This is a genomic window from Haloarcula sp. S1AR25-4, assembly GCF_031624555.1.
GTDB classification, from domain to species: Archaea; Halobacteriota; Halobacteria; order Halobacteriales; family Haloarculaceae; genus Haloarcula; species Haloarcula pellucida.
Genome location: NZ_JAMQOR010000001.1, coordinates 841,576 through 863,773, shown reverse-complemented (window position 1 = coordinate 863,773; position 22,198 = coordinate 841,576). Strand labels below are relative to the sequence as shown.

The window sequence follows — 22,198 nt, the reverse complement described above, 5'->3', positions numbered from 1 at the left end:
CGGCGGTGCGGGCGCCCTGCGTACACTTCGAGCGGGACGCCACTGTCACGGGTCCGCCGCTGCCTGCTGTCGTGTCGTTCACCCACCAGTGAACGCGTCTGCCCGCCGTCGAAACCGCTGGTGTACCACTGTCGCCCGTCGCCGTTCCGCCGTATCGGTCGCCGGCCACGCGGCCGTCACGACCGACGACGGGACACGCACCGGACGACGCTCTCGAACCGACTGGACGAGAACGTGACAGGTGTGTGACGGGGTCGTCAATCATGGGTGTCACCGTGGAGTCGAACTCATCCTAAGTGGATACACGCAACACTTAATGCTTCCGAATATTCATGCATGATCTCCGCCCCTTCAAACGCCCGAATTCAGCAGTTTCAGGGAATTATTGTGAAAAATGGTGAATGTATCTTCACGCCGCATGGCCCGTTGTAGCATGGTGTGGTATATCGGAATTATGGGGCCGAAAGAGCCGGTTTTCAGGAAATACCTACTTGGGTATTATTTACTCGATACCGAGTATAACTCTCGATCGGTCCCCGTTCATCTGCGGGCGTTCGATCACCCCTATTTCGACTGGAAAACGGCCAACGCGTGTTGAACTAATACCTCAAAATTTTCACGGGCGCGACGTGAATCGGTGGACCGTGCCAGTGCGTACCGGTGGGTTTTACGAGAGGGCGTTCGACCCACCGTACGTATGAGCGACGAGTTCAGGACCGAACGGGACAGTCTCGGTGAGATGGAGGTTCCGGCCGACGCGTACTGGGGCGCACAGACCCAACGTGCGATACAGAACTTCCCCATCAGCGACGTCACCTTCGGGCGCCGCTTCATCCGCGCGCTCGGTATCGTCAAGAAGGCCGCCGCGCAGGCGAACCGCGACCTCGGGACGGTTCCCGAAGACAAGGCCGAGTGCATCATCGAGGCCGCAGACGAGGTCATCGCTGGCGACCACGACGCCCAGTTCCCGGTCGACGTGTTCCAGACGGGGTCGGGAACCTCCTCGAACATGAACGCCAACGAGGTCATCTCGAACCGCGCCACGGAACTCTACGGCGGCGAAATCGGCACCCGCGAGATTCACCCGAACGACCACGTCAACTTCGGGCAGTCATCGAACGACGTCATCCCGACGGCGATGCACGTCGCCTCGCTGGAGGCCGTCGAAAAGGACGTCGTGCCCGCGCTGAAGACGCTCCGTGACGCCCTCGCAGCGAAGGAAGACGAGTTCGAGAACGTCGTCAAGACGGGCCGCACACACCTGCAGGACGCAACGCCTATCATGCTCGGACAGGAGTTCTCGGGCTACCGCACGCAAGTCGAGAAGGGAATCTCGCGCGTACAGGACGTTCAGGGGCGACTCTCGGAACTCGCTCTCGGTGGGACGGCCGTCGGCACCGGTCTCAACACCCATCCCGAGTTCCCCGCGAAAGCAGCCGAGTACATCAGCGAGGAGTCCGGCGTCGATTTCCGCGAGGCCGACAACCACTTCGAGGCACAGGCCGCCCACGACGCGATGTCCGAGGCCCACGGCGCGCTTCGCACCGTCGCCGGATCGCTGAACAAGATCGCGAACGACCTCCGACTACTCGCGTCGGGGCCGCGAAACGGACTCGGCGAAATCGACCAACCGGAGAACCAGCCCGGCTCCTCTATCATGCCCGGGAAGATCAACCCGGTCGTCGCCGAAGCCGTCAACCAGGTCCACAAGCAGGTCGTCGGCAACGACGCCGCCGTCTCTGCCGGCGCCGCCGAGGGCCAGATAGACCTCAACCTCTACAAGCCAGTGCTGGCCTCGAACTTCCTCCAGTCGGCCCGCCTCATCGCCAACGGCAGCGAGGTGTTCGCCGAGAAGTTCGTCGCCAAACTCGAAGCCGACGAGGACCACTGCGCAGAGCGCGTCGAGCAGAGCATGGCGCTCGCGACGGCGCTCAACCCCGCCATCGGTTACGACAAGGCCAGCAAGGTGGCGAAGACGGCCCTCGCCGAGGGCAAGACTATCCGCGAAGTCGTCCTCGAAGAGGGCTACCTCGACGAAGACGAGGTAGACGAGGTGCTTGACCCGGCGAAGATGACCGAGCGAGGGATTCTGGGCGACGAGTAGCGACGTCTCGAACGAAGTGCTCTTCGAACCGGTTTCGACGCGGAACGATGACCGGCGTCCCGTGAGCAGTACCGGGACGTGTGTCTCTCCGGCGTCTCTGTCGGTACCGGAAAGATAGTACCCTGCCGGCCGGAAGCCGACACGATGCCCTCCAGACGACAGTTCATCGCGTCGATAGGCACCGCCGCCGCGGCCGGGTTTTCGGGATGTTCGTTCGATTCCGGGGACGGCGACGCGGCGAACGCCGCGGGCGACGAGACGGACTGGCCGACCGCCGGACACGACAGACAACACACGAGATACGTTCCAGCGGGGTCCGGGCCCCGGACGGGCGTCACCGAGCGCTGGCGCGTGGACGCGGGCATGGTCTCTGCAGAACCGGTCGTCAGCGGTGACACCGTCTTCGCAACGGTCGGTAGCGACGTTCGCGCATTCGATGTCGAGAGCGGCCAAGAGCGCTGGTCGCTCGACCCGGGCAATCGGGGGGCGACGTACTGGGCCGCACCGGCAGTGTACGACGGCACTGCCTACATCGCCGGTGACGATCTCGTTCGAGCGGTCGACGTCGCGTCGGGCGAGGTACAGTGGTCCCGGGAGTACGACCAGCTGACTGCCGCTCCGACCGTCGGGTACGAGGGGAGCGGCTTGTTCGTCGCTGCTGGGGAGCTCATCGCCCGACTGGACCGCGAGACGGGCGAGACCGAGTGGCAGCGCCGCGTGTTCGGGCAGGTCCGTCAACCGGTCGCGGTGAACCCACCGTTCGTCATCGCCGCGACGGAGGGCGGTGACGTCTACGCCCTCGGGACGAGCGAGGGAGATGGGTACTGGCGAACCGCGTTACCCGACAGCGTCGACTGCACGCCGACGATGGTCGGGAGGACTATCTACGTCGGTTGTTTCGACGGCAAGGTGTACGCGCTCGGACAGCGCGGGCAGCGACGGTGGTCGACCGCGATCGGCGGGTTCGCGAAGGGCGGCATCGGCGTCGCTAATGGTACCGTCTACGCCGACGGCGGGCGCGAACTCCACGCCGTCGCGGCCGACAGCGGCGAGAAACAGTGGCGAGTCGGTGTCGGAACCATCGGAGACCATCCGCCGGTCATCGTCGGGGACACGGTGTACGTCGGCGGTGACCGTCTACGAGCGCTCGAAGCGGGTGGCGGTATCGGCGTCGGACGTTTCCGCGTCGAAGCGGCGCGGTTCACTGCCGACCTTGGCGGTGACGTCGGGCCACTCTCGTTCGCCAACGGGGCGCTGTACGCTCACGTCAGCGACGACAGTCACGACGGGCACTCCTTCGTGCGACTAGACGCTGAGTGATGGGCCCGTCGTCCCGCGTGAGACTGTGACCGACCTGTCTCAGCCGTGTCTGTCCCCGACCCACGACGGCGACTGGACGCCGGTCTGGTCGACGCGCCGGTACCAGAAACTGTACCGCACCGTCCTCGTCTCGGTCCGATACCGAACGTCGAGCCGGTGGACCAGTCCCTCGCTGTCGACGACGAGAGAGACGGTGTACGACTGGACGTCCCGTCCAGCGGGAGATGTGCCGTTCGACCCGGTCACGCGGAAATACTCCGCCCCGTTCCAGCGAACACGTCGCGTTTGGCTCTCGCTGACGGTGACGTACCGCTCGATGTAGAACGCGGCTTCGGCGGCGAACTGGTCCTGTGTGAACTGAAGCGTGCCCGACGTCTCGGTGACGGTCCCGTCGTCCCGGCGTTCGTACCAGCGCTCGCCGTCGGCGAACTCGGTCTGCTCGTACTGCCCGAGGGTCTCGTTGGCCCGGTACCGCTGTCGGTGCAGTCGGTGGAGATATCGCCGAGGGCCGGCGACTCGCGTCGCCTCGTTCCGGAGGAGCGTGACCGTGCCGTTCGACGTCTCGGTCGTCTCTTCGTACCGTTCGTAGAACGTGTACGACCGGTTCCAGAGGGCCATCCGGTGGCCGGCAGCGAGCGTCTGGACGCGTTCGATACCGGCCTCGCCGATACCCGGCGGCGGGTCGGAACGCGCCTGCCTGTCCGTCGCTGACTCGGGCACCGGCGCCGGCGTGACGCTCTCCGACGGGTTCCCACCGAGACTGCCGATACCGCTACATCCCGCACTCAGGACGAGCAGACCGGCGAGTAGTAGCGGATGCCGACGCACACGTGGTGCAAGGCTGCGTCGGACAAAAGCACGAGGGCCGGAAGGGTGCGTTTTTTGCCCCCCGGTTCCGGACACTCGTCTATGACTGCTGCCGACTTCGACTACGAGGACCTTGGCCTCGTGGCCGGGCTGGAGATTCACCAGCAACTCGACACGGCCACGAAACTGTTCTGTGACTGCCCGACGGAACTGCGCGAACCGGAGGCGTCCGAGCGGTCGTTCACTCGCTATCTCCACCCGACGAAGAGCGAACTCGGCGAGATAGACGACGCCGCCCTCGAAGAGAGCATGGTCGACCGAGAGTTCGAGTACCTCGCGTACGACACGACCTGTCTCGTAGAGGAGGACGACGAACCGCCCCACCGGGTCGACCGCGAGGCCATGGAGACGGCCATGGAGATCGGCCAGCTCATGGACATGCACGTCGTCGACCAGGTCAACGTGATGCGGAAGATCGTCGTCGACGGGTCGAACACCACCGGGTTCCAGCGCTCGATGCTGGTCGCCAACGACGGCGAAATCGAGACGAGCGACGGCCCGGTCGGCATCGAGGATATGCTGCTGGAAGAGGAGTCCTGCCAGCGCGTCGAGGAGACCGAGGAGGGCGTCCGCTTCTCGCTCGACCGTCTCGGAATCCCGCTCGTCGAAATCGGCACCAAGCCGGACATCAGTTCCCCTGAACAGGCCCGCGAGGCCGCGGAGCGAATCGGGATGTTGCTTCGCTCGACGGGGAAGGTAAAACGCGGTCTCGGCACCATCCGGCAGGACGTCAACGTCTCCATCGCCGAGGGGGCCCGCATCGAACTCAAGGGCGTCCAGAGCCTCGACGACATCGACGACCTCGTCCGAAACGAGGTCCGGCGACAGGTCGAACTCGTCGACATCGCCGAGGAACTCACCGAGCGAGACGCGGCCGTCGGCGACCCGACGGACGTGACAGAGACGTTCGAGGACACCGACTCCGGCGTCATCGCTGGCGCACTCGACAGCGGGGGGCGCGTGCAGGCGGTCCTCCTGGAAGGGTTCGACGGCCTCGTCGGCCGTGAGATTCAGCCCGACCGACGGCTGGGGACGGAGTTCTCCGACCACGCCAAGCGACACGGCGCGGGCGGCATCTTCCACACGGACGAACTGCCCGCCTACGGCGTCACCGAAGCGGAGGTCGAAGCGCTCCGCGAGGCGGTCGGTGCCGGTCCGGAGGACGCCGTGGCGCTCGTGGCCGACGACCCCGAGACGGCCGAACTCGCCATCGACGCCGTCGTCGAGCGAGCGGAGACGGCACTAGAGGGCGTCCCCGAGGAGACGCGCGACGCGCTCGAAGACGGCACCTCCCGCTACCTCCGTCCGCTCCCCGGTGCGGCGCGGATGTACCCCGAGACGGACGTGCCGCCGGTCGAGCCAGACGTGACCGAAATCGAGACGCCGGAACTGCTCACGGAGAAGGTCGCTCGCTACGAGAGCGAGTTCGGACTGGACTCGGGACTGGCCGAGCAAGTCGCCTACGGCCAGCGCTGGCCGCTGTTCGAGGCTGTCGTCGCCGACGGGGTCGACTCGACGCTCGCCGCGGGGACCCTCGAATCCACGCTGACCGAACTGCGCCGTGACGACGTGCCGGTCGAGAACCTCACAGACGACCACCTTCGTGCGACGCTCGTTCTGGTCGACAGCGGCGAGGTGCCTCGCGAGGGTATCGAGGACCTGTTGACGGCGCTCGCAGCGGACCCGTCGCTCACCGCCGAGGAAGCCATCGAACAGGAAGACCTCGGCGGCGTCGACGAGGACGAGGTCCGTTCGGCCGTCGCAGAGGTCGTCGAACGCCACGAGGAACAGGTCGCCGAGGAAGGGATGGGTGCGTTCTCGGCACTTATGGGCGAGTGCATGGGCGCGCTCCGCGGGAAGGCCGACGGCGACACGGTCAGTGACGTGTTGCGCGAGGAGATACAGAAACGCGCCTGACGTGCTTCCCCGTTGATATCTGGGCCGGTACACTTCTATTCCTCCCGGTCGTACGAGCCGTATGTACGCTCTCGGGGACGACCTCCCCGTCGAGGGTCTCGAACCCGGGTCGACCCTGCTCGTCGTGGGGCCGCCGATGACGGGCAAGCGCTCCCTCGTAACCCGACTCCTCGCCGACGGATTCGACCACGGTGAGGCGGTCGCCGTCCTCTCTACGGACACCAGCGCCGCGGACGTCCGGGCGTCGCTCTCAGACGCCGCCGGTCGACCGGCCAATACGCTCCCCGTCGGCGTCGTCGACTGCGTGAGCGACTCGCACGGGGCGAGTGGGCTCGCGTCGCTCGACGGCCGCGTCGGGTCGCCCGCCGACCTGACCGGCATCGGGATGGAACTGACGCAGGTGCTGGAGGCCCTGTACACGGAGTACTCGACCCGCATCCGGTTCGGACTCTTCTCGCTGACGACGATGTCGCTCTACGCATCGCCCGAGCAGGTCGTCCGGTTCCTCCACGTCGTCACGAACCGCATCAGCGAGGCCGACGGCGTCGGGTTCGTCGTCGCCCACTCGGACACGATGGGCCCCGAACACCTCCAGCGGCTCCGCTCGTTCGTCGACGGCGTCGTCGAGGTCAGGGAGGCCGACGGCGGGACCGAACTCCGGGTTCTGGGCGTCGAACCCGAACCCACGCCGTGGACGCCGTTCGACCGAACGGACGGGTCGCCCGACCCGTCCGACCGCTCGCAACGGGTCGACTCCACCGACCGACCGCTCCCCGATTCGCTCCGGTCGGTGCTGGACTCGGTCCGGGCGGACTCGCCGACGCTGACGGTCTGTAACTACGAGGGGCCGCCGGACGCCCTCGAAGCCGTCGAGCGGTACTTCGACAGGCACGGCGTCACCGTTCGAGACGCGTCGCTCGACGTGGCCGAACCGCGTTCTATCGCCCTCTTACACCACGGCGACGACGTGCTGGGAAGCGAGTCGGTGGCGGCGCTGGCCGCGGCTATCGACATCCAGACCGACGAGGACGACGCGTTCACCGAGCGACAGACGAGCGACCTGTTGGCCAAACTGGACCGGTCCGTCTTCGGCGCCGCCGCGGCGGACAAGAACCTCCTCGTCGACGTGAGTCACACCATCGAACTGCTGGCAAACAGAGTCGGCCGCGGCCGTCTCCACGCCGGATTCCAGTACCTCTCCCGGCTGACCGGTGACCCAGAGAGCGCCCGCATCTACGAGCGTCTGGCCGACAGCGGACTCGACGTCCACGTCTACGGCGTGGACGACACTGACGCGTCGCTCCCCGGCGTGACCGTCCACAGTGGCGAGGCGAGCGAACTATCGGAGTCGTGGTTCGTCGTCTTCGACGGCGACGGTGACCCCCAGCAGCAGGCCGCCGTGCTCGCCGTCGAGCGAGACGGCGGCGGGCAATACGAGGGAGTCTGGACGTACGACAGTGACTTCGTCCGGCGTACCGACGCCTACCTCACGGAGACGTACGGCGACTCCTCGGCGGGACGGGAGCGCCAACCGGCGATCGACTGACTCACGTCTCGTCTTCGGGGTCGGACTCGGCGGCGGCCCGGTCGATACGCTGTCTGGCCCGGCGGAACAGACCTCGGAGTGTCCGCGTCTCCCGTCCCGTCGGATGGGCCCGCCCCAGTAAGCGGCGGAACATCCGCTGGGTCTTCGCCTGCTTCTCGGCCGGGTGACCGATGGCGTCGAGGAACGTCTCGAACTCGCCGTGGAGGCCTTCGAGGGCTCGCTCGTCGGCCCGAGCGTGTAGCTCCTCGGGGTGCTGGTCGCGTTCGACCGTCACCGACCGGAGTTCGTACAACACGATAGTGGCGGCCTGTCCGAGGTTCAACACGGGGTAGTCGGCAGCGGCCGGAATCGAACAGAGTTCGTCCAGCCGAGCGAGTTCGTCGTTCGTCAGGCCCACCCGCTCACGGCCGAAGACGAGGCAGGTGTCGCTGTCGACGCCGGCGAGCGAGTCGGCGAGTTCCGACGGCGTCTTCGCGGGGTAGCGGACGTGGTTGGAGGCGTCCTCGTTCGTCGTCGCGGTGCAGGCCACGGTGTGGTAGTTCTCCACGAGGTAGTCGAACGTGACCTCGCGAGCCTCCGGGAGGATGTCTTTCCGGGCCTGTCCGGCAAAGCCGTACGCTTCGCCGTCCGGGTCCAGTTCCGGCGGGTCCACGAGCAGTAACTCCGAGAGGCCGAAGTTCTTCATCGAGCGAGCGATGGTGCCGACGTTGCCCGGCGTCTCGGCGTCGACGACGGCGACGGCGATCATACGTCGAGGTCGCTGAGGTCCGTCTCGATCGCTTCGAGGTCCTCGTCGTCGAGTTCGTCGATTTCTTCCTGTAGGCTCGGGACGGCCTCTGCGGCGTCCGGGGCCTCAGGGAGCGCCGTGGGGTCCTCCTCGACGTGGTCGAGGCCCTCGTAGTCGTCGGGGGCCCGGTTCCCGTCGTCGAACCACTCGTAGAACGCGTCGCGGAGTTCGAGCTCCCCGGCGTAGGCGTCGCCGCCCGATTCGCGAAACCAGTAGAGGAAGTCGGGTTCGTGGACCGAACAGAGGACGACCGACCCGCGGGGTTCGCCGTAGATGACTTCGGCGACGTTGCACGCCTCGACGTTCTCCTCGCCGTGGACGAGCCAGCAGGCGTCACACGGGTCGACGACCCGGTCGGCCAGCACGAGGATGCGCTGGCGCACCTCGGGTTCTAGCGTCTTCAGCGGTCGCACTTTGCCCTCGTCGTTCAGTACGTCCTCGTCGAACCGCCACCCGCGGAGTCCGATGTTGACCTTGGCCATACGCCGCCGTAGTCGGCAGCGAGACTAAAAGAGCGCGGTGTGACTCTTATCCGAGGACGTAACGGAGCCACTGGTTGTTGTCGATGAGCGACATGTCTTCGAGGTAGCTGTCCAACCCGAGGATGCGACCGGCACCGAACGCGCCGAGGCCGAACAGCAGGACGGCGTAGACGATGTGGTCGTCGACGACCCAGCCGTGGGCTACCGGCAGGCCCGCAAGCAGGCCACCCTGTAGCGACGCGAGCCAGTAGAACAGCATCATCACGGCGCCCCAGAACGCGGCGAACCGGACGAACGCCCCGAGGAGCAACGCTAACCCGGCCAGCGTCAGGCCCAGCATGTTCAACCAGTCGATGGCGGGGTTCCCGGCCATCGCAACGAACATCCCGGTGAAGGGGTTCCCCTCGGGGATGGCGTTGGCGAGGAAGCCCGCCGCGGTCCAGTTGTTCTCCGGGTTGCCGTCGAGGTAGGTGACGAGTTTCGTCACCCCACCCTGAAACAGCGTCCAGCCCATCACGATGCGGAGGAGGAACAGCGAGTAGCCGACCCACGTCTCCGAGTAGTCGAAGGTGACGTCCCGGCCGAGTATCTCCGATTGCAGTGTCTGTCTCGTACTCATGTCTAATAGTATACTTTAATATAGGATATATCTATGGGTGAATTCCCGAAGAATGGGAATCGAAAATACGAATTCTCCGGTACATAGTACCTCTACCGACCGAACACGTCGAACCACACCGTTGTCTCGCAGGGGATCAGTCTGGACCGGCGGCGAACTGTCGCTCGACCCAGTGCCGGCTGTCGAGGGCCGCGACGCTCTCCTGTAACCGTTCGAGTCGGTCCCGGCGCTCGTCGTCGTCGAGTTCGAGCGCTCGTTCGAGCGCGTCGGCGATGCCGGCGATGTCGTGGGGGTTGACCGTGAGCGCGCCGTCGAGTTGGGTCGCCGCCCCGGCGAGTTCGCTCAGGACGAGTGCGCCGTCGCCGTCGACGCAGGCGGTGGGGTACTCGTGTGCGACGAGGTTCATACCGTCTCGGTGTGGCGTCACGAGCGCCACGTCGGCCACCCGGTAGAGGCCGTCGAGCGTCTCCGTGCTGAGTTTCCGCTCCGTGTACGCTATCGGTTGCCAGTCGTCGGTGGCGTAGACGTCGTTGACACGCTGTATCTCCGACACGACGTCCTGTCGGTACCGTCGGTACGTGGCGATACCCTCCCGGGTCCGACTGGCCTTCTGGACGTAGGTGAACGTCCCCCTGAGGTCCGGGCGCCGTTCCCAGAGGTGGTCGAGTGCGGCGATGCGTTCCGGAATCCCCTTCGAGTAGTCGAGGCGTTCGACCCCCAGTACGACCGGAACCGACGGGTCCGGGACTGTCTCGCCGAGGACGCGCCGCCTGACCGCCGCGGTGTCCGCTGCTTTGGCCCGCTTCCTGATGCCGTCGACGTCGATACCGAGCGGATTCGCGACGACGTGGGTGGGCGCGCCGTCGTAGTGGACCACGCCCGAATCCTCGTCGACTGTCGCCTCTGGCAGCGTCGCCTCCACACAACGGCGGAAGCGCGAGGCGAACACCGCCGTGTGGAAGCCGACGACGTCACACGCCAGCAACCCATCGAGGAGCCGTTCGGCGTGCGGGCAGTGTTCGAACACCGACGGCGCCGGCCACGGGATGTGCCAGAAGTGATGGAGCGTCGCGTCTGGTCGCGCCTCGCGTACCGTACGGGGGGCGAGAGCGAGGTGGTAGTCCTGAAACCAGACGAGTTCGTCGGCGTCTGTCACGATCCTGACGGCGTCGGCAAAGCGGTCGTTGACCGCGCAGTACTGCTCCCAGAAGGTGGGATCTCCCCACATCCGGCCGGTGTCCTCGTGACAGAGCGGCCAGAGGACTTGATTCGAGTAGCCGTGGTAGTATCCGTCGATGGCCTCCTCCGACAGCGGGACGCGTTTCAGGCGGTACGACTCCTCGCCGGGTGGCACGGGAACGATACCGTCATCCGCGACGGCCATGTCCGCCTCGCCGCTGGCCCAGGCCACCCACGTCCCGCCGCGGGCCCGCATCAGCGGGTCGAGTGCGCTCGTGACGCCGCCGGTCGCTTCCGTGACGGTCACGTCGTCGTCCTCGACGGGGCCGTCGACGGGGCCAGCCACCCACTCGTGGCTGTAGGGCTGACGGTTCGAGACGACTACCAGCGAGTCCGGGAGCGTATCGGCACTCGACTCATCCATCTTCCGCTTTGGTAGACGGGTCTCCGCCTTTAGACTGTCGCGGACTGGTAATAACCCGGGACGCTCGTGTGTGACAGGTGGGAGTAAGAGAAAGCTTATACCGGAGGCGTCAGAAGACCCGAGTGAAAGCCGAAAGGGCACCCGGGTAGGGGTACACGGACGTGCCATTTCGGCTCAATCCGGTTTATCTGGCACCGAACTGATAGCGACAGCTATGGATTTCGACACCTGGGAACCCGTCTACACCGCCATCCTCACGGACTTTGGCTACGGTCGTGCCGGCGACGAACGGGCCCGCGACAGACTCGGCGCGTTGCTCTCCGACAGCGAGACCTACCGACCGGCGAATCTCGCCCTCGGGTCGAAGGCGGTAGCTATCGCCGGGGCCGGCCCGTCGCTGGAGCGCGGGGCCGACCGGGCCGCCGACGCCGACGTGGTGCTTGCCGCCTCGACGGCCGCCGACCGACTACGAGCGGTGGGTGTCGCCGTCGACTGCATGGTGACTGACCTCGATAAGAACCCCGAGACCGCACGCGAGTTCACGGAATCTGAGACCCCCGTCCTCGTCCACGCACACGGCGACAACGTCCCTGCGGTCGAGGACCACGTCCCGACGTACGACCCTGCCTTCGTCGTCCCGACGACACAGGCTGCACCCACCGACACCGTCCACAACTTCGGTGGATTCACCGACGGGGACCGGGCGGCCTTCTTCGCCGACCACTTCGGTGCCGACTCGCTCCGGTTCGTCGGGTGGGACTTCGACGACCCGGACGTGAACCCGGAGAAACGACGGAAACTCCAGTGGGCGGAACGCCTCCTCCACTGGCTCGAACTCCGACGTGGCGAACGGTTCGGCGTCCTCGACGGCCGCCGAGACTCGATTACACCGGTCGTCAGTCCGCGGTGACGGCAGACTCAGGGCGCTAGCACGTCGATAGTGGCCTCGATATCGTCTCGCTCGGCCGCTCGCGGGAACGAGACGTTGAGTGCGTCGACGCCGGACAGCGACTCGAACCGTCCGATCTGCTCCCGACACTCCTCGGGGGTCCCGGCGACGGCGATCGCGTCCAGCAGGTCGTCGCCGATGGCGTCGGTGGCGGCCGCCTGTTCGCCGGAGGCCCACTTCTCGGCCACCTCGTACGCCGTGTCCTCGTACCCCTGTCTCGCCAGCGCGTCCCGGTAGTAGGTGCCCATGCCGCCGATGTAGAACGCGACGTGTTGACGGGTCAAGTCCCGGGCCCGCTCCCGGTCGTCGAGCGCACAGCAGGGCAGTGAGAGCGTCACACGCTGGTCCTCGCGGTTTCTGTCTCCGAGGGCCGTCCCGCGCTCGAAGTCCTCCAGTCGGTCTCTCAACCCCGCTCTGGTCATCAGGAGGGCGTGCCACCCGTCGGCGAACCGGCCGGCGAGTTCGACGGACTTCGGGCCGAGGCCGCCGGCGTCGACTGGGGGGACGGGGTCCGGCGGGTCACAGCGCAGGCGAAACCCGGACAACTGGAAGATGTCGCCGTCGTAATTCACTGTCTCGCCGTCGAGAACCTGCTTGACGACCTCGATGGTCTCCCGTGTCCGGCGGAGCGGTCGCTCGAAGTCGACGCCGTGCCACCCCTCGATGACGATGGGGCCGGACGGTCCGACGCCCATCCGAAGGCGGCCCTCGGACACTTCCTGTAAGGTGACGGCCGTCTGTCCGATGAGCGCCGGCGACCGGGAGTAGACGTTCATCACCGACGTGCCGATGCCCACGCCGTCGGTGTGTTCGGCGATACTCGTCAGTGTCGTGACGGCATCCCGGCCCCACGTCTCCGGGAGCCAGACGCGTTCGTAGCCGGCGTCTTCGGCGAGTTGGCTCATCCCGACGAGCGCGTCGACGGAGGGCTGTGCGGCGACTGGCAGGTAGATGTCTCTGACTGTCATCGGTCGGGTGTCTCCTCTGTTGGCGGCACGCCGCGCGGGGTCGGCGTCTGGCCGGTGACGAGCGAGGCGGCGACGGGCCGTCCGATGCCCCTCGACGCGCCGGTGACTACCGTCTCCCCGCCGACGCCGAACCTGTCCGGCATAGCCCGGACTGCGAGCGGGCGTGGCATAAACCCACAGGCGCGTCGGGGTCGCGGTGTGCAAACGGAGTTCAATGGGCCGGCCGTTCTTTTCCGTCCAGCCCACCAATGGGGTGCTATGACGTTCGACCCCGGCCGCGTCACGACGCTAACGTTCGACTCGTACAGCACCATCGTCGACGTCGAGGCCGCGGAAAAGGCACTCAGTGAGCGAGTTCCGGACCCGCAGCCAGTCTCGCGGCTCTGGCGCTCGCGGTCGCTCGCCTACACGTTCATCGCCAACGCCGTCGACGCCTACAAGCCGTTCTACGAGATGAACCGCGATGCGTTGCAGTACGCGCTGGACGCCCACGGCGTCGACATCTCGACCGAGGACCGCGACGAGATTCTGGCCGTCTACCACGAACTCGACGTGTTCGACGACGTGCGTGAGGGAATGAACCGCCTGTACGACGCCGGCTACGACCTCTACGTGGTCTCGAACGGCAATCCGGAGATGCTGGACTCGATGGTCGACCACGCCGGCATCGGCGGCCTCGTCGAGGACACGGTCAGTGCCGACGAGATTGGGACGTTCAAACCCGACGCCGAACTGTACCGCCACGCCGCCGCGCGCACGGGAACGCCCATCGACGAGATCGCCCACGTCACCGCGGGCTACTTCGACGTCTACGGCGCGATGCACGCCGGGATGCAGGGCGTGTGGGTGAACCGGGACGACGGCCCGTGGGACGCTTTCGCCGGCGACCCCGACCTGACCATCGGGTCGTTCCACGACCTCGTGGACGAACTGGCCTAACGACTCAGACCCGACGCGACAGTGACTCGCGAAGTTCGCCGGCCAGTTCGCGGTGGCCGTCCTCGGCCAGACTGTCGGCGACGACTTTCACGGCGGCCGCCGACCCGCCGAGGTACAGGGCACCGCTCGACTTCTCGACCAGCACCACGTCGACCACCTCGGCGACGGCCCGGACGCTCGCGGCCTCGTCTTCGGCGAGGTCACCGAGCAGGAACGTCAGCGTCGTGCCGTCGCCCGTCTCGCCGGCCAGCGTCTCGCCGAGCGACTGGTTGCGTTCTACCTCCCGCACTGTCACGTCGGTCAGTTCGGCGACGGTCGGTCCCGGTTCCGTCTCGGCCCGGACCGTCCGCTCGTCGCCCAGTGCGTCCGCGACCTTCACGACGTCGTGTGTCTCTTTCGTGTCGTGTGTCCGGATGATGTGGGACCCACGTTCGACCTCCATCGTCGCCGCGGCGAGGCTGACGGCCAGTTGGTCCGCCGTCTCCGGTCGCCCGGCGAGGTCACCGAGGAAGTCCTCGCGGTTGGTCGCGGTGAGCATCGGCCGGCCGAACGCGCGAAACTCCCGCAGGCGGCGGAACAGCTCCCAGTTGTCCGCGAACTCCTTGCCGTCGTACCACCCGCCGAAGGCCGGGTCGATGATGGTCTGGTCCGTGAAGCCGTCGCGCTGGAGGGCCTCGAACAGTTCGTCCATCGTCTTCAACGCGCCCGGGGCAGCGAGGTCCGGCGGACTCGCCATCTTTACGACCGGCATGTCGTGGGCCTCGACGACCGACTTCATCTCCGGGTCCGCAAAGCCACAGACGTCGTTGATGAGGTCGAACCCGTAGCCGATGGCCGCCTCGGCCACCTCGGCGTAGCGGGTCTCCAGCGAGAGGGGCACGTCGGCGTCCAGTTCGTCGACGAGGGGCGCGACCTCCTCCAGTCGGTCGAGTTCCTTCTCGACGGGTTTAGACTCGTACTTCGGATTCGCCGACTGGAGGCCGACGTCGACGATGTCGGCCCCGGCGGGGACGAGCGTGTTCTCGATGGCCTCGGCGGCCTCGGCCGGGTCGAGATAGACGCTCGGCTTGTATCCCGAGTTCGAACTCATGTTCAACACGCTCATGACTCGCGTCGGGTGACCGTCCCCCACCGGGAGGCCGTCGATGTCGACCGTGCGCATGGCCGGGACTGAGGACTGCGTGTACATAGACCCTCCACTTCCGTCGGGGCACGATACGTATTTTTGCGGGCAGTCCTAACGACACACAACCCGCTCTCGTCACGATGGCCCAGCGAAACGTCGTCGTCCTGTGTCTCGATACGGTCCGTGCCGATAGCTTCTGCGTCCACGCCGACAGGATACGTGACCGGGCCGCCCTCGTCCACGGTGGCTGTCGGGCGCCCAGCGCGTGGAGCGTGCCGAGTCACGCCAGTCTGTTCACCGGCGAGTTACCCCACCAGCACGGCGTCCACACGCACGCTCGACACTACGACGGCGTCGGGCCGAGTGAGACGTTCCTCGGCGACCTCCCGGACGCGTACCACACCGCCTGTATCAGCGCGAACCGGTGGGTGAGCGATGCGTTCGGCATCGGCCGGTTCTTCGACGAGACGGTGTTCGTTCCCGGGGGGTGCGTGGTCCCCGACGCACGGAACCCCGCGTGGGACGCCGACGGAACGCTGACTGCGGTCCGTGCCGCGGTCACCGGTGACCGACCGCTCGGCGCACTGGCCAACGTCGCCGCCGAGCGGGTCCGTTCGGCGATGCTCGACCATCCCCGACTGCAGGGGTTGCCCGTCCCCGCCCCCACTGACAACGGCGGCACCGCCGTCCTCGAACGCGCGCGCAGAGCGGTCGTCGACCGCGACGACCCCGTGGTCTGTTTCGCGAACCTCATGGACGCCCACGCCCCCTACTGGCACTGGCGGGGGATGGCTGACTACGGGGTCTCCAGACGGTGGTCGGACCGACGGCTGGATACGTGGGCCGTCAACACGGCCGCGGACATGGGGCCGTACGCCGACGACGTCGACTCCCTCAGAGCCATCTACGACGCACGGATCCGCTATCTCGACCGCATCGTGGCCGACTTCGTCGATTCGGTCGTCGCGGAGACGGACCGAGAGACCACCGTCGTGGTCACGAGCGACCACGGTCACAACCTCGCGTATCCGGCTGACAGGGGTCTCCTCGACCACACTAGCAGCCTCACCGAGGGGCTGTTGCACGTCCCGTTCGCCGTGGTGAATCCACCGACCGACGGTGCCGTGCCGTCGCTGAACGCTGGCCGTCACCTCCCGCTTCGTCGTCTCGGCGCGTTCGTCTCCGGCCTCACCGTCGACGAACTCCGCGACGTGACGGCCGACCGGGTCGCCGCTGAAGTCCTCGGACGCACGCCGACGTGGGACGACCCGCCCGATGACCCCCGGTGGGACCGCGCGGTGCGGTGCGTCTACGAGGACGACACGAAGACCGTGTGGGACGTGACCGGCGAGACGCGACGGTACACCCTCGACGCCGACCGACCGAGTTGGCAGTCGAGGGTCGGACGGCGAGACGGCCTCCCGGCCGCCGACACCGACCCGCCCTTCGAGACCGCAATCGAGTCCGCCAAGCGAGGCGCGGTCGACGGGACTGCGGCGGCGACCGTCGACGACGACACTGCCCGGCACCTCGAACAACTGGGCTATCGGTGAGTCACACCTCGGCTCTGGACGGTCGACGCGACGAGGCGACTGACAGTTTTATTTAGCCCTCCCGCTTAGCCGCTCAGTGTGTCGACGCCGGAACGAGACATCGAGGCGGTTCTCGACGAGTCCGGTCCCGACTACGACGGGTTCTCGTTCGAGACTCCGGGTGGTGGCCACCAGAGCGACGTCTATCTGGTGACGCTCTCGCACGCCGGCGAGGAGTACGAGGTGGTGGTGAAGTTCAAACCGCCGGGCGACGTGCCGTTCGACGTCGAACCGAAACTCCACGAGTACGTCGCGAACCGGACTGACGTGCCGGTTCCGCGAATCCTCGTGTTCAAGCGCGACCCGACCGTCGACGTCCCACCGTACTTCGTCACCGAACGCGTCCACGGCGAGAACCTCGCCGAGGAGTTCGCGGGGCTCTCGACCGACCACCGCTCCCGAATCCTTCGACAGGCGGGTACGATTCTCGGAGATATGCACTCCGAAATCGGGTTCGAGGCCTTCGGCCGCCTCGACTTGCACGACGGTCGGCTCATCGTCCGCGACTGGATGGGGAGCTGGCGCGAGTACTTCGAACAGCTCACCCGGACCCACCTCTCGCGGCTGGCCGATACTCGGTTCGCCGACGTCGCCGACCGTGCGACGACGCGCATCGAGCCAGCGCTAGACGTCGTCCCCGAGGACGGCGTCCCGAGACTCGTCCACGACGACTTCCGGCCGGCGAACCTCATGTTCGACGCCGAGGCCGAGGCCCCTATCACGGCCGTCCTCGACTGGCAGGACGTACTGGCGGCCTTACCGGAATACAACCTCGCACAGACGGAGTTTCTCTTCGTCGACTCCTCGTTTCGCGATCCGGAGATACGCGAGACGCTCCGCTCGGCGTTCCACGAGGGCTATCGCTCACAGCGGCCGATGACGTTCGAGGAGGGGTACGAGAACCGACGTCCCCTCTATCAGCTCTCGACGCTGTTGTGGCGGATGGCCGGGTTCGACGCCGCCTTCGCCGAGGAGTCGGGGCTCGCACAGGCCCGCGCCGAGGCACAGTACCGCCAGCAGTTCGAACGTCTCATCGAGACGATTCCGTCCTGACTCGCCCCGCTTTTCGACTCGTAGGGCGGTCCCGGCGACCGTCGACCTACACAGGCCGTGTGGGACGGTGCGGCCGACGGAGATATTCCGGACACGCCAAAGCAGCGTTCAGCAGTGAGTTGGGAACAAATTTCAGTAGTTTTAATCCGTAGCTATACGCAGGCCGACCCATGACGGTTGCCCTCCCCTCGCGAGTCGGCCCTCTGTGCATCGATTATCGAACGAACGTTCGGCCGACCCGGAGGCGACGATGCGACGTCTGACGCTCCTCGCGGTCGCGATACTCGTCGCCGTCGTACCGGTGACCGTCGCCGGTGCCGGCGTCAACGCGTCGGTCACCGGCGTCGACGTCACGCCGTCCGGGCCCGCTCCCGGCGAGACGGTCACGTTCACACCGACGGTACGGAACCTCCAGAGCAGCAGCGACTCGCTCGAGATCCGGGCCATCGCGCTCCGCCGCGCCGGTGGCGGGGGCATCACCGAATATACGCGAGTGCGCAACGTCGGGACCATCACACCGGGATCCGAAATTCAGGTGCCGCTCACACACACGTTCGAGACGGCGGGGACCCGCGATATGCGCGTGTTCGTCTACGCGTACAATCCCAACGCTAGCGAAACTGTCCAGCTCCGGTATCCGGTCTCGGTCTCCGTTCGGGAGCGGCATCCGCAACTCGATATCAAGGCCAACGATTCCGTCGCTGGCGTCCCCTCGTCGGGTACCGTCACCGTCGCGAACGGCCTCGATACCAACGTCTCCAACGCCGAGATAACGGTCTCCGGCGACGGCGTCACGATGCTCGAAGAGCGGACCGTGGTGGCCACGCTCGGTCCGGGCGACACCGTGACAGCGCCGTTCCGGTTCCGTCCGGAGAGCGAGGGCCCGCACGAACTCGAAGCGACGCTCTCGTACACCATCGCCGGTGACACCGAACGGACAGTGACCCGGAGCAAGACGATTCGCAGCGAGGGCCTCCGCGAGGGCGTCGTCCTCGATGCGACCGGCGTCGGCAGCGGCGGCGACCGTGCCCTCGCCGTCGACGTCATCAATCAGGGCAACGCGCCCATCGAGGACGTCGTCGTCACGGCCGCGTCCGACAACGCGACGTTCCGTCAGGCCATCGTACGGGAGGTCGAACCCGGGTCGTCCGAACGCGTCCGTCTGAACGCCACTCTCTCGGAACCGCGCGCCAACGTCACCGTCGAGACTCGGTACGAGGTCGGCACGGCCGAGCGACGTGCGACGTCGACCACCGAACTCCGGTCGGCCCCGGGCACTATCGGCTTGACTGGCCTGTCGGTCTCCCGCGAGGGCGGGGTCGTCCAGATTACGGGCAGTGCGAGCAACCTCGGGATGACCGAGGCCAACAGCGTCGTCCTCAGCGTCGTCCCCACCGACAGCGTGGAACCGGCGGCGCCGAACAAAGACTACTTCGTCGGGACGGTTCCGGCGAGCGATTTCGTCTCGTTCGACCTGACTGCGCGGACCGACGGGAACGTCACGTCGGTCCCGGTCGAGGTGTCGTATCTCGTCGACGGTGACCGCAAGCGCCAGACAGTGCAGGTGAACGCCGGCAGCGCCGACACCAGTCAGAACAGGACACCGACGGACCAGCGGTCCAGCAGTGGTCTCTTGCCGGTCGCCGCTGTCGGGGCCGTCGCCCTCCTCATCGTCGGGGGTATCCTCGTCCGGCGGTATCAGCGCGGGGACGACGACGAGGACCTATGACCGTCATCGACGCGTACGACCTCGTCAAGCGGTATCGAACCGGCGGCGAGACGCTGGAAGCGCTCGGCGGTGTCGACTTCTCGCTGTCTGCCGGCGAGTTCGTCTCGATCATGGGACCGAGCGGCAGCGGGAAGACCACGCTCCTGAACATCCTCGGGTTGCTCGCGACGCCGACGGAGGGCCGTCTCACGCTGAACGGCCGCGACGTGACTGACCTCGGCGACCGGAAGCGTACGCGCCTCCGCAAACGGACAATCGGATTCGTCTTCCAGCACTTCTATCTCCTCCCGACGCTCTCTGCCGTCGAGAACGTCGAGGTCCCTCGCCTGTTCGACCGTGATCCCGGCCGAACCGCCCGCGCTGAGGACCTGTTGACGCGCGTGGGACTCGGTGACCGTCTGGACCACCGACCCGACGAACTCTCTGGCGGGCAGAAACAGCGCGTCGCCATCGCTCGCTCGCTCATCAACGACCCGACTATCGTCCTCGCCGACGAACCCACCGGGAGCCTAGACCGTGAGACGGGTCGGCAGATTCTCGACGAGTTCCGCCGCATCGCCGACGAACAGGACGTCGCCATCGTCGCCGTGACACACGACGAACTGGTCAACGAGTACGTCGACCGGACCGTCAACCTCGTCGACGGCACCGTCGGCAAGGAGGTGCTGAATGCTTGACCCCCTGTACCGCCGGTTCCCGTCGGTACTCATGGCTCGACGGAACCTCACACGGACGAAGATGCGCTCGCTGCTCGCGTCGCTTGGCATCGTCATCGGCGTCATCGCCATCGCTTCCTTGGGGATGTTCGGCGTCGCACTGCAGTACTCGTTTACACAGAACCTCGGTGACCTCGGGAATCAGGTGACCGTCTCGCCGAACCGGGACGCCGGCGTCACCTCGCTCTCGGAACGCGACATCCGGGAGATTCAGCGCGTCGCCGGGCCGGGCGTGACAGTCTCTCCGGTCAAGCAGGGTATCGAACCGGTCGCGTACGACCGCAAGCAGAACACGTCGGAGTTCATCTACGGGTTAGAGCGTCCCAGCGAGGTATACAACGCATCTGAGGGGCGTGTCCCAGAACCGTTCCGCTCGGGCGCCCTCGTCGGGACGACCATCGCAGAAGAACACGACTTACACCCGGGGAGCACCATCGCCGTCAACGGGACGACCGTCAGGGTCCGTGCCGTACTCGAATCGGGCGACGCCTTCTCCCGGTTGAACCCCGACAGCCGCCTCATCCTCCCTCCCTCGTACTTCCACGAGCGCGGGTACGCACAGGTGTACGTCACCGCTCGGACCGGCACGCAGGCCAACGAGACGGCCAGCGCCATCAGGGGCGCTCTCAACGACCGAGAGCAACGAGTCACGGTGAACGAACTCGGATCGCTCGTCGACACCATCGAACAGCAGTTCCAGATAATCAATACGGTGCTGGTCGGCATCGCCTCTATCTCGCTGCTCGTCGCCGGCATCTCCATCCTCAACGTGATGCTCATGTCGACCGTCGAACGCCGCGAGGAGATCGGCGTCCTGCGAGCCGTCGGCTACCAGAAGCGCGACGTCCTCAAAGTGATGCTGACCGAGGCCACGCTGCTGGGCATCGTCGGCGGGTTGGTCGGCGTCGTCCTCAGCCTCGGGGCCGGCCTCGCTATCAACCACTACACCGTCGGCGACGCGATGGCGGTGTTCCGCCTCGCGAACGCGTGGTACCTGCTCGCCGCCTTCGGCTTCGCCGTGGTGACGAGCATCGTCAGCGGTCTCTATCCGGCGTGGAAAGCAGCGAGCGAAGAACCGGTCGAAGCGCTACGGGGTTAGGGCGTCGTCTCGACGCCGGGTTCGAGCCACGGTTCGGTCCGGCCCACCGTCACCGAATCGAACTGGACGAGCCAGTCCTCGTCGCCACGCTCGAACGCTTCCAGTGCGTCACCCACGGTGTAGGTCATGTCGTCGTCGGTGCAGGGGAAGACGGCCTCCAACTGCTTGTCGTCGTAGATGGCCAGCGAGACGACGGGGAACACGACCACGTCGTCGATCCGGTCCAGTCCGACGTAACTTCGAGTCCGCCGCTCGAACGCCGGTTCGAGCGACGAACCGTTCCGCTCTGCCCAGTCGCGGAACTCCTCGTAGGTCGCGAGCGCGCCGGACCGCTTGTCCTCGGCCATCGTCCGGATGCGCTGCCACTCACCAGCGACCATCGAGTCCGTGAAGACGCCGTTGGCTTCGAGTCGCTTGACCCGGTTGAGCACCTGCTGCTGGGCATCGAACGTGCCGTAAGTGTCTCCGCGAAGATACAGTTCCGCCCGAAGGTGTGTGTCGTCTGTCATGGCCCTCTCGTTCGAACCATCTCCTGACGACAACTAAACTCTTTCCCAGATTTCCATATACGAATAACTATATATTCTCACGAAGGAACTACGTCCAATAGGGTCTGAAAGTGCCGTAAAATGCACTTTCCGGAGTATATATCGTGACACATTGTGACAACAAGTAACAACGATATTTCTGCAGTGGTCGATGGCTGTTTCGTCCGGCGTCGAAAAATCGCGGGGTGTACTACCGCGCGGTATTCATCGGTGGTTCGATCGACGAGCGAGACG

General features: G+C 66.3%; 20 protein-coding genes. 11 read left to right on the top strand and 9 right to left on the bottom strand.

The window, feature by feature from the left end; translation table 11 throughout:
- Positions 1 to 697 precede the first annotated feature (697 nt).
- Positions 698 to 2,104: an aspartate ammonia-lyase gene (locus NDI85_RS04455; RefSeq protein ID WP_188994280.1), complete on the top strand. Its 1,407-nt coding sequence runs from the start codon at positions 698 to 700 to the stop codon at positions 2,102 to 2,104.
- Between the two features lie 144 nt (positions 2,105 to 2,248).
- Positions 2,249 to 3,424, top strand: coding sequence for a PQQ-binding-like beta-propeller repeat protein (locus tag NDI85_RS04450; protein ID WP_310915054.1), 1,176 nt, complete (start codon positions 2,249 to 2,251; stop codon positions 3,422 to 3,424).
- A 39-nt stretch (positions 3,425 to 3,463) separates the two neighbouring features.
- Here the strand turns inward: NDI85_RS04450 and NDI85_RS04445 are convergent, their stop codons facing one another.
- Positions 3,464 to 4,252: a hypothetical protein gene (locus NDI85_RS04445; RefSeq protein WP_310915053.1), complete on the bottom strand. Its 789-nt coding sequence runs from the start codon at positions 4,250 to 4,252 to the stop codon at positions 3,464 to 3,466.
- An 81-nt stretch (positions 4,253 to 4,333) separates the two neighbouring features.
- On the opposite strand from NDI85_RS04445, the gene gatE reads away from it, so the two are divergent.
- Both gatE and NDI85_RS04435 read left to right on the top strand, forming a co-directional pair.
- Positions 4,334 to 6,208 carry a Glu-tRNA(Gln) amidotransferase subunit GatE gene (gatE, locus tag NDI85_RS04440; RefSeq protein WP_188994286.1) on the top strand — a complete coding sequence of 625 codons (1,875 nt, stop codon included), beginning with the start codon at positions 4,334 to 4,336 and terminating at the stop codon, positions 6,206 to 6,208.
- Between the two features lie 61 nt (positions 6,209 to 6,269).
- A complete protein-coding gene (locus NDI85_RS04435) occupies positions 6,270 to 7,754 on the top strand; it encodes a DICT sensory domain-containing protein (protein WP_310915052.1) in 1,485 nt (494 codons plus the stop codon).
- Between the two features lies 1 nt (position 7,755).
- On the opposite strand, the gene NDI85_RS04430 is transcribed toward NDI85_RS04435, so the two are convergent.
- From NDI85_RS04430 to NDI85_RS04415, 4 genes are all read right to left on the bottom strand, one after another.
- Complete coding sequence (locus NDI85_RS04430) at positions 7,756 to 8,502, bottom strand: RNA methyltransferase (RefSeq protein WP_310915051.1); 747 nt, start codon at positions 8,500 to 8,502, stop codon at positions 7,756 to 7,758.
- Positions 8,499 to 9,023 (bottom strand): hypothetical protein, encoded by a 525-nt coding sequence (locus NDI85_RS04425; protein WP_310915050.1) that lies wholly within the window; start codon positions 9,021 to 9,023, stop codon positions 8,499 to 8,501. Before NDI85_RS04425 ends, NDI85_RS04430 begins: the two co-directional genes overlap by 4 nt.
- A 46-nt stretch (positions 9,024 to 9,069) precedes the next feature.
- A complete protein-coding gene (locus NDI85_RS04420) occupies positions 9,070 to 9,642 on the bottom strand; it encodes a DoxX family membrane protein (RefSeq protein WP_188994295.1) in 573 nt (190 codons plus the stop codon).
- A 136-nt stretch (positions 9,643 to 9,778) separates the two neighbouring features.
- Complete coding sequence (locus NDI85_RS04415; protein WP_310915049.1) at positions 9,779 to 11,245, bottom strand: trehalose-6-phosphate synthase; 1,467 nt, start codon at positions 11,243 to 11,245, stop codon at positions 9,779 to 9,781.
- Between the two features lie 214 nt (positions 11,246 to 11,459).
- Here NDI85_RS04415 and NDI85_RS04410 point away from each other — a divergent pair, with 214 nt between their 5' ends.
- On the top strand, positions 11,460 to 12,155 hold the full coding sequence (locus tag NDI85_RS04410) for a 6-hydroxymethylpterin diphosphokinase MptE-like protein (protein WP_188994299.1): 696 nt from the start codon (positions 11,460 to 11,462) through the stop codon (positions 12,153 to 12,155).
- An 8-nt stretch (positions 12,156 to 12,163) separates the two neighbouring features.
- Here NDI85_RS04410 and NDI85_RS04405 read toward each other — a convergent pair whose 3' ends face one another.
- Both NDI85_RS04405 and NDI85_RS04400 read right to left on the bottom strand, forming a co-directional pair.
- Complete coding sequence (locus NDI85_RS04405; protein ID WP_310915048.1) at positions 12,164 to 13,162, bottom strand: TIGR04024 family LLM class F420-dependent oxidoreductase; 999 nt, start codon at positions 13,160 to 13,162, stop codon at positions 12,164 to 12,166.
- Positions 13,159 to 13,305 carry a hypothetical protein gene (locus tag NDI85_RS04400; protein WP_310915047.1) on the bottom strand — a complete coding sequence of 49 codons (147 nt, stop codon included), beginning with the start codon at positions 13,303 to 13,305 and terminating at the stop codon, positions 13,159 to 13,161. The genes NDI85_RS04405 and NDI85_RS04400 overlap by 4 nt, the downstream gene beginning before the upstream one ends.
- Before the next feature lie 115 nt (positions 13,306 to 13,420).
- Between NDI85_RS04400 and NDI85_RS04395 the strand changes: the two genes are divergently transcribed.
- Complete coding sequence (locus NDI85_RS04395; RefSeq protein WP_310915046.1) at positions 13,421 to 14,101, top strand: haloacid dehalogenase type II; 681 nt, start codon at positions 13,421 to 13,423, stop codon at positions 14,099 to 14,101.
- 4 nt (positions 14,102 to 14,105) lie between these two features.
- Here NDI85_RS04395 and NDI85_RS04390 read toward each other — a convergent pair whose 3' ends face one another.
- Positions 14,106 to 15,263 (bottom strand): dihydropteroate synthase, encoded by a 1,158-nt coding sequence (locus tag NDI85_RS04390; RefSeq protein ID WP_310915045.1) that lies wholly within the window; start codon positions 15,261 to 15,263, stop codon positions 14,106 to 14,108.
- A 104-nt stretch (positions 15,264 to 15,367) separates the two neighbouring features.
- Between NDI85_RS04390 and NDI85_RS04385 the strand changes: the two genes are divergently transcribed.
- The 5 genes from NDI85_RS04385 (at position 15,368) to NDI85_RS04365 (ending at position 21,416) form a co-directional block, all read left to right on the top strand.
- Entirely contained in the window at positions 15,368 to 16,780 is a 1,413-nt protein-coding gene (locus NDI85_RS04385) for a sulfatase-like hydrolase/transferase (protein ID WP_310915043.1), read from the top strand.
- 78 nt (positions 16,781 to 16,858) lie between these two features.
- Positions 16,859 to 17,872, top strand: a complete 1,014-nt coding sequence (locus tag NDI85_RS04380) for a phosphotransferase family protein (protein WP_188994313.1) — start codon at positions 16,859 to 16,861, stop codon at positions 17,870 to 17,872.
- Positions 17,873 to 18,122: 250 nt separating this feature from the next.
- Positions 18,123 to 19,601, top strand: a complete 1,479-nt coding sequence (locus tag NDI85_RS04375) for a hypothetical protein (protein ID WP_310915041.1) — start codon at positions 18,123 to 18,125, stop codon at positions 19,599 to 19,601.
- On the top strand, positions 19,598 to 20,278 hold the full coding sequence (locus NDI85_RS04370) for an ABC transporter ATP-binding protein (RefSeq protein WP_166969343.1): 681 nt from the start codon (positions 19,598 to 19,600) through the stop codon (positions 20,276 to 20,278). The genes NDI85_RS04375 and NDI85_RS04370 overlap by 4 nt, the downstream gene beginning before the upstream one ends.
- On the top strand, positions 20,271 to 21,416 hold the full coding sequence (locus tag NDI85_RS04365; RefSeq protein ID WP_229783067.1) for an ABC transporter permease: 1,146 nt from the start codon (positions 20,271 to 20,273) through the stop codon (positions 21,414 to 21,416). Before NDI85_RS04370 ends, NDI85_RS04365 begins: the two co-directional genes overlap by 8 nt.
- Here NDI85_RS04365 and NDI85_RS04360 read toward each other — a convergent pair.
- Complete coding sequence (locus NDI85_RS04360; RefSeq protein ID WP_310915038.1) at positions 21,413 to 21,925, bottom strand: HTH domain-containing protein; 513 nt, start codon at positions 21,923 to 21,925, stop codon at positions 21,413 to 21,415. The two genes, NDI85_RS04365 and NDI85_RS04360, sit on opposite strands and share 4 nt — an antisense overlap.
- Positions 21,926 to 22,198: the final 273 nt, after the last annotated feature.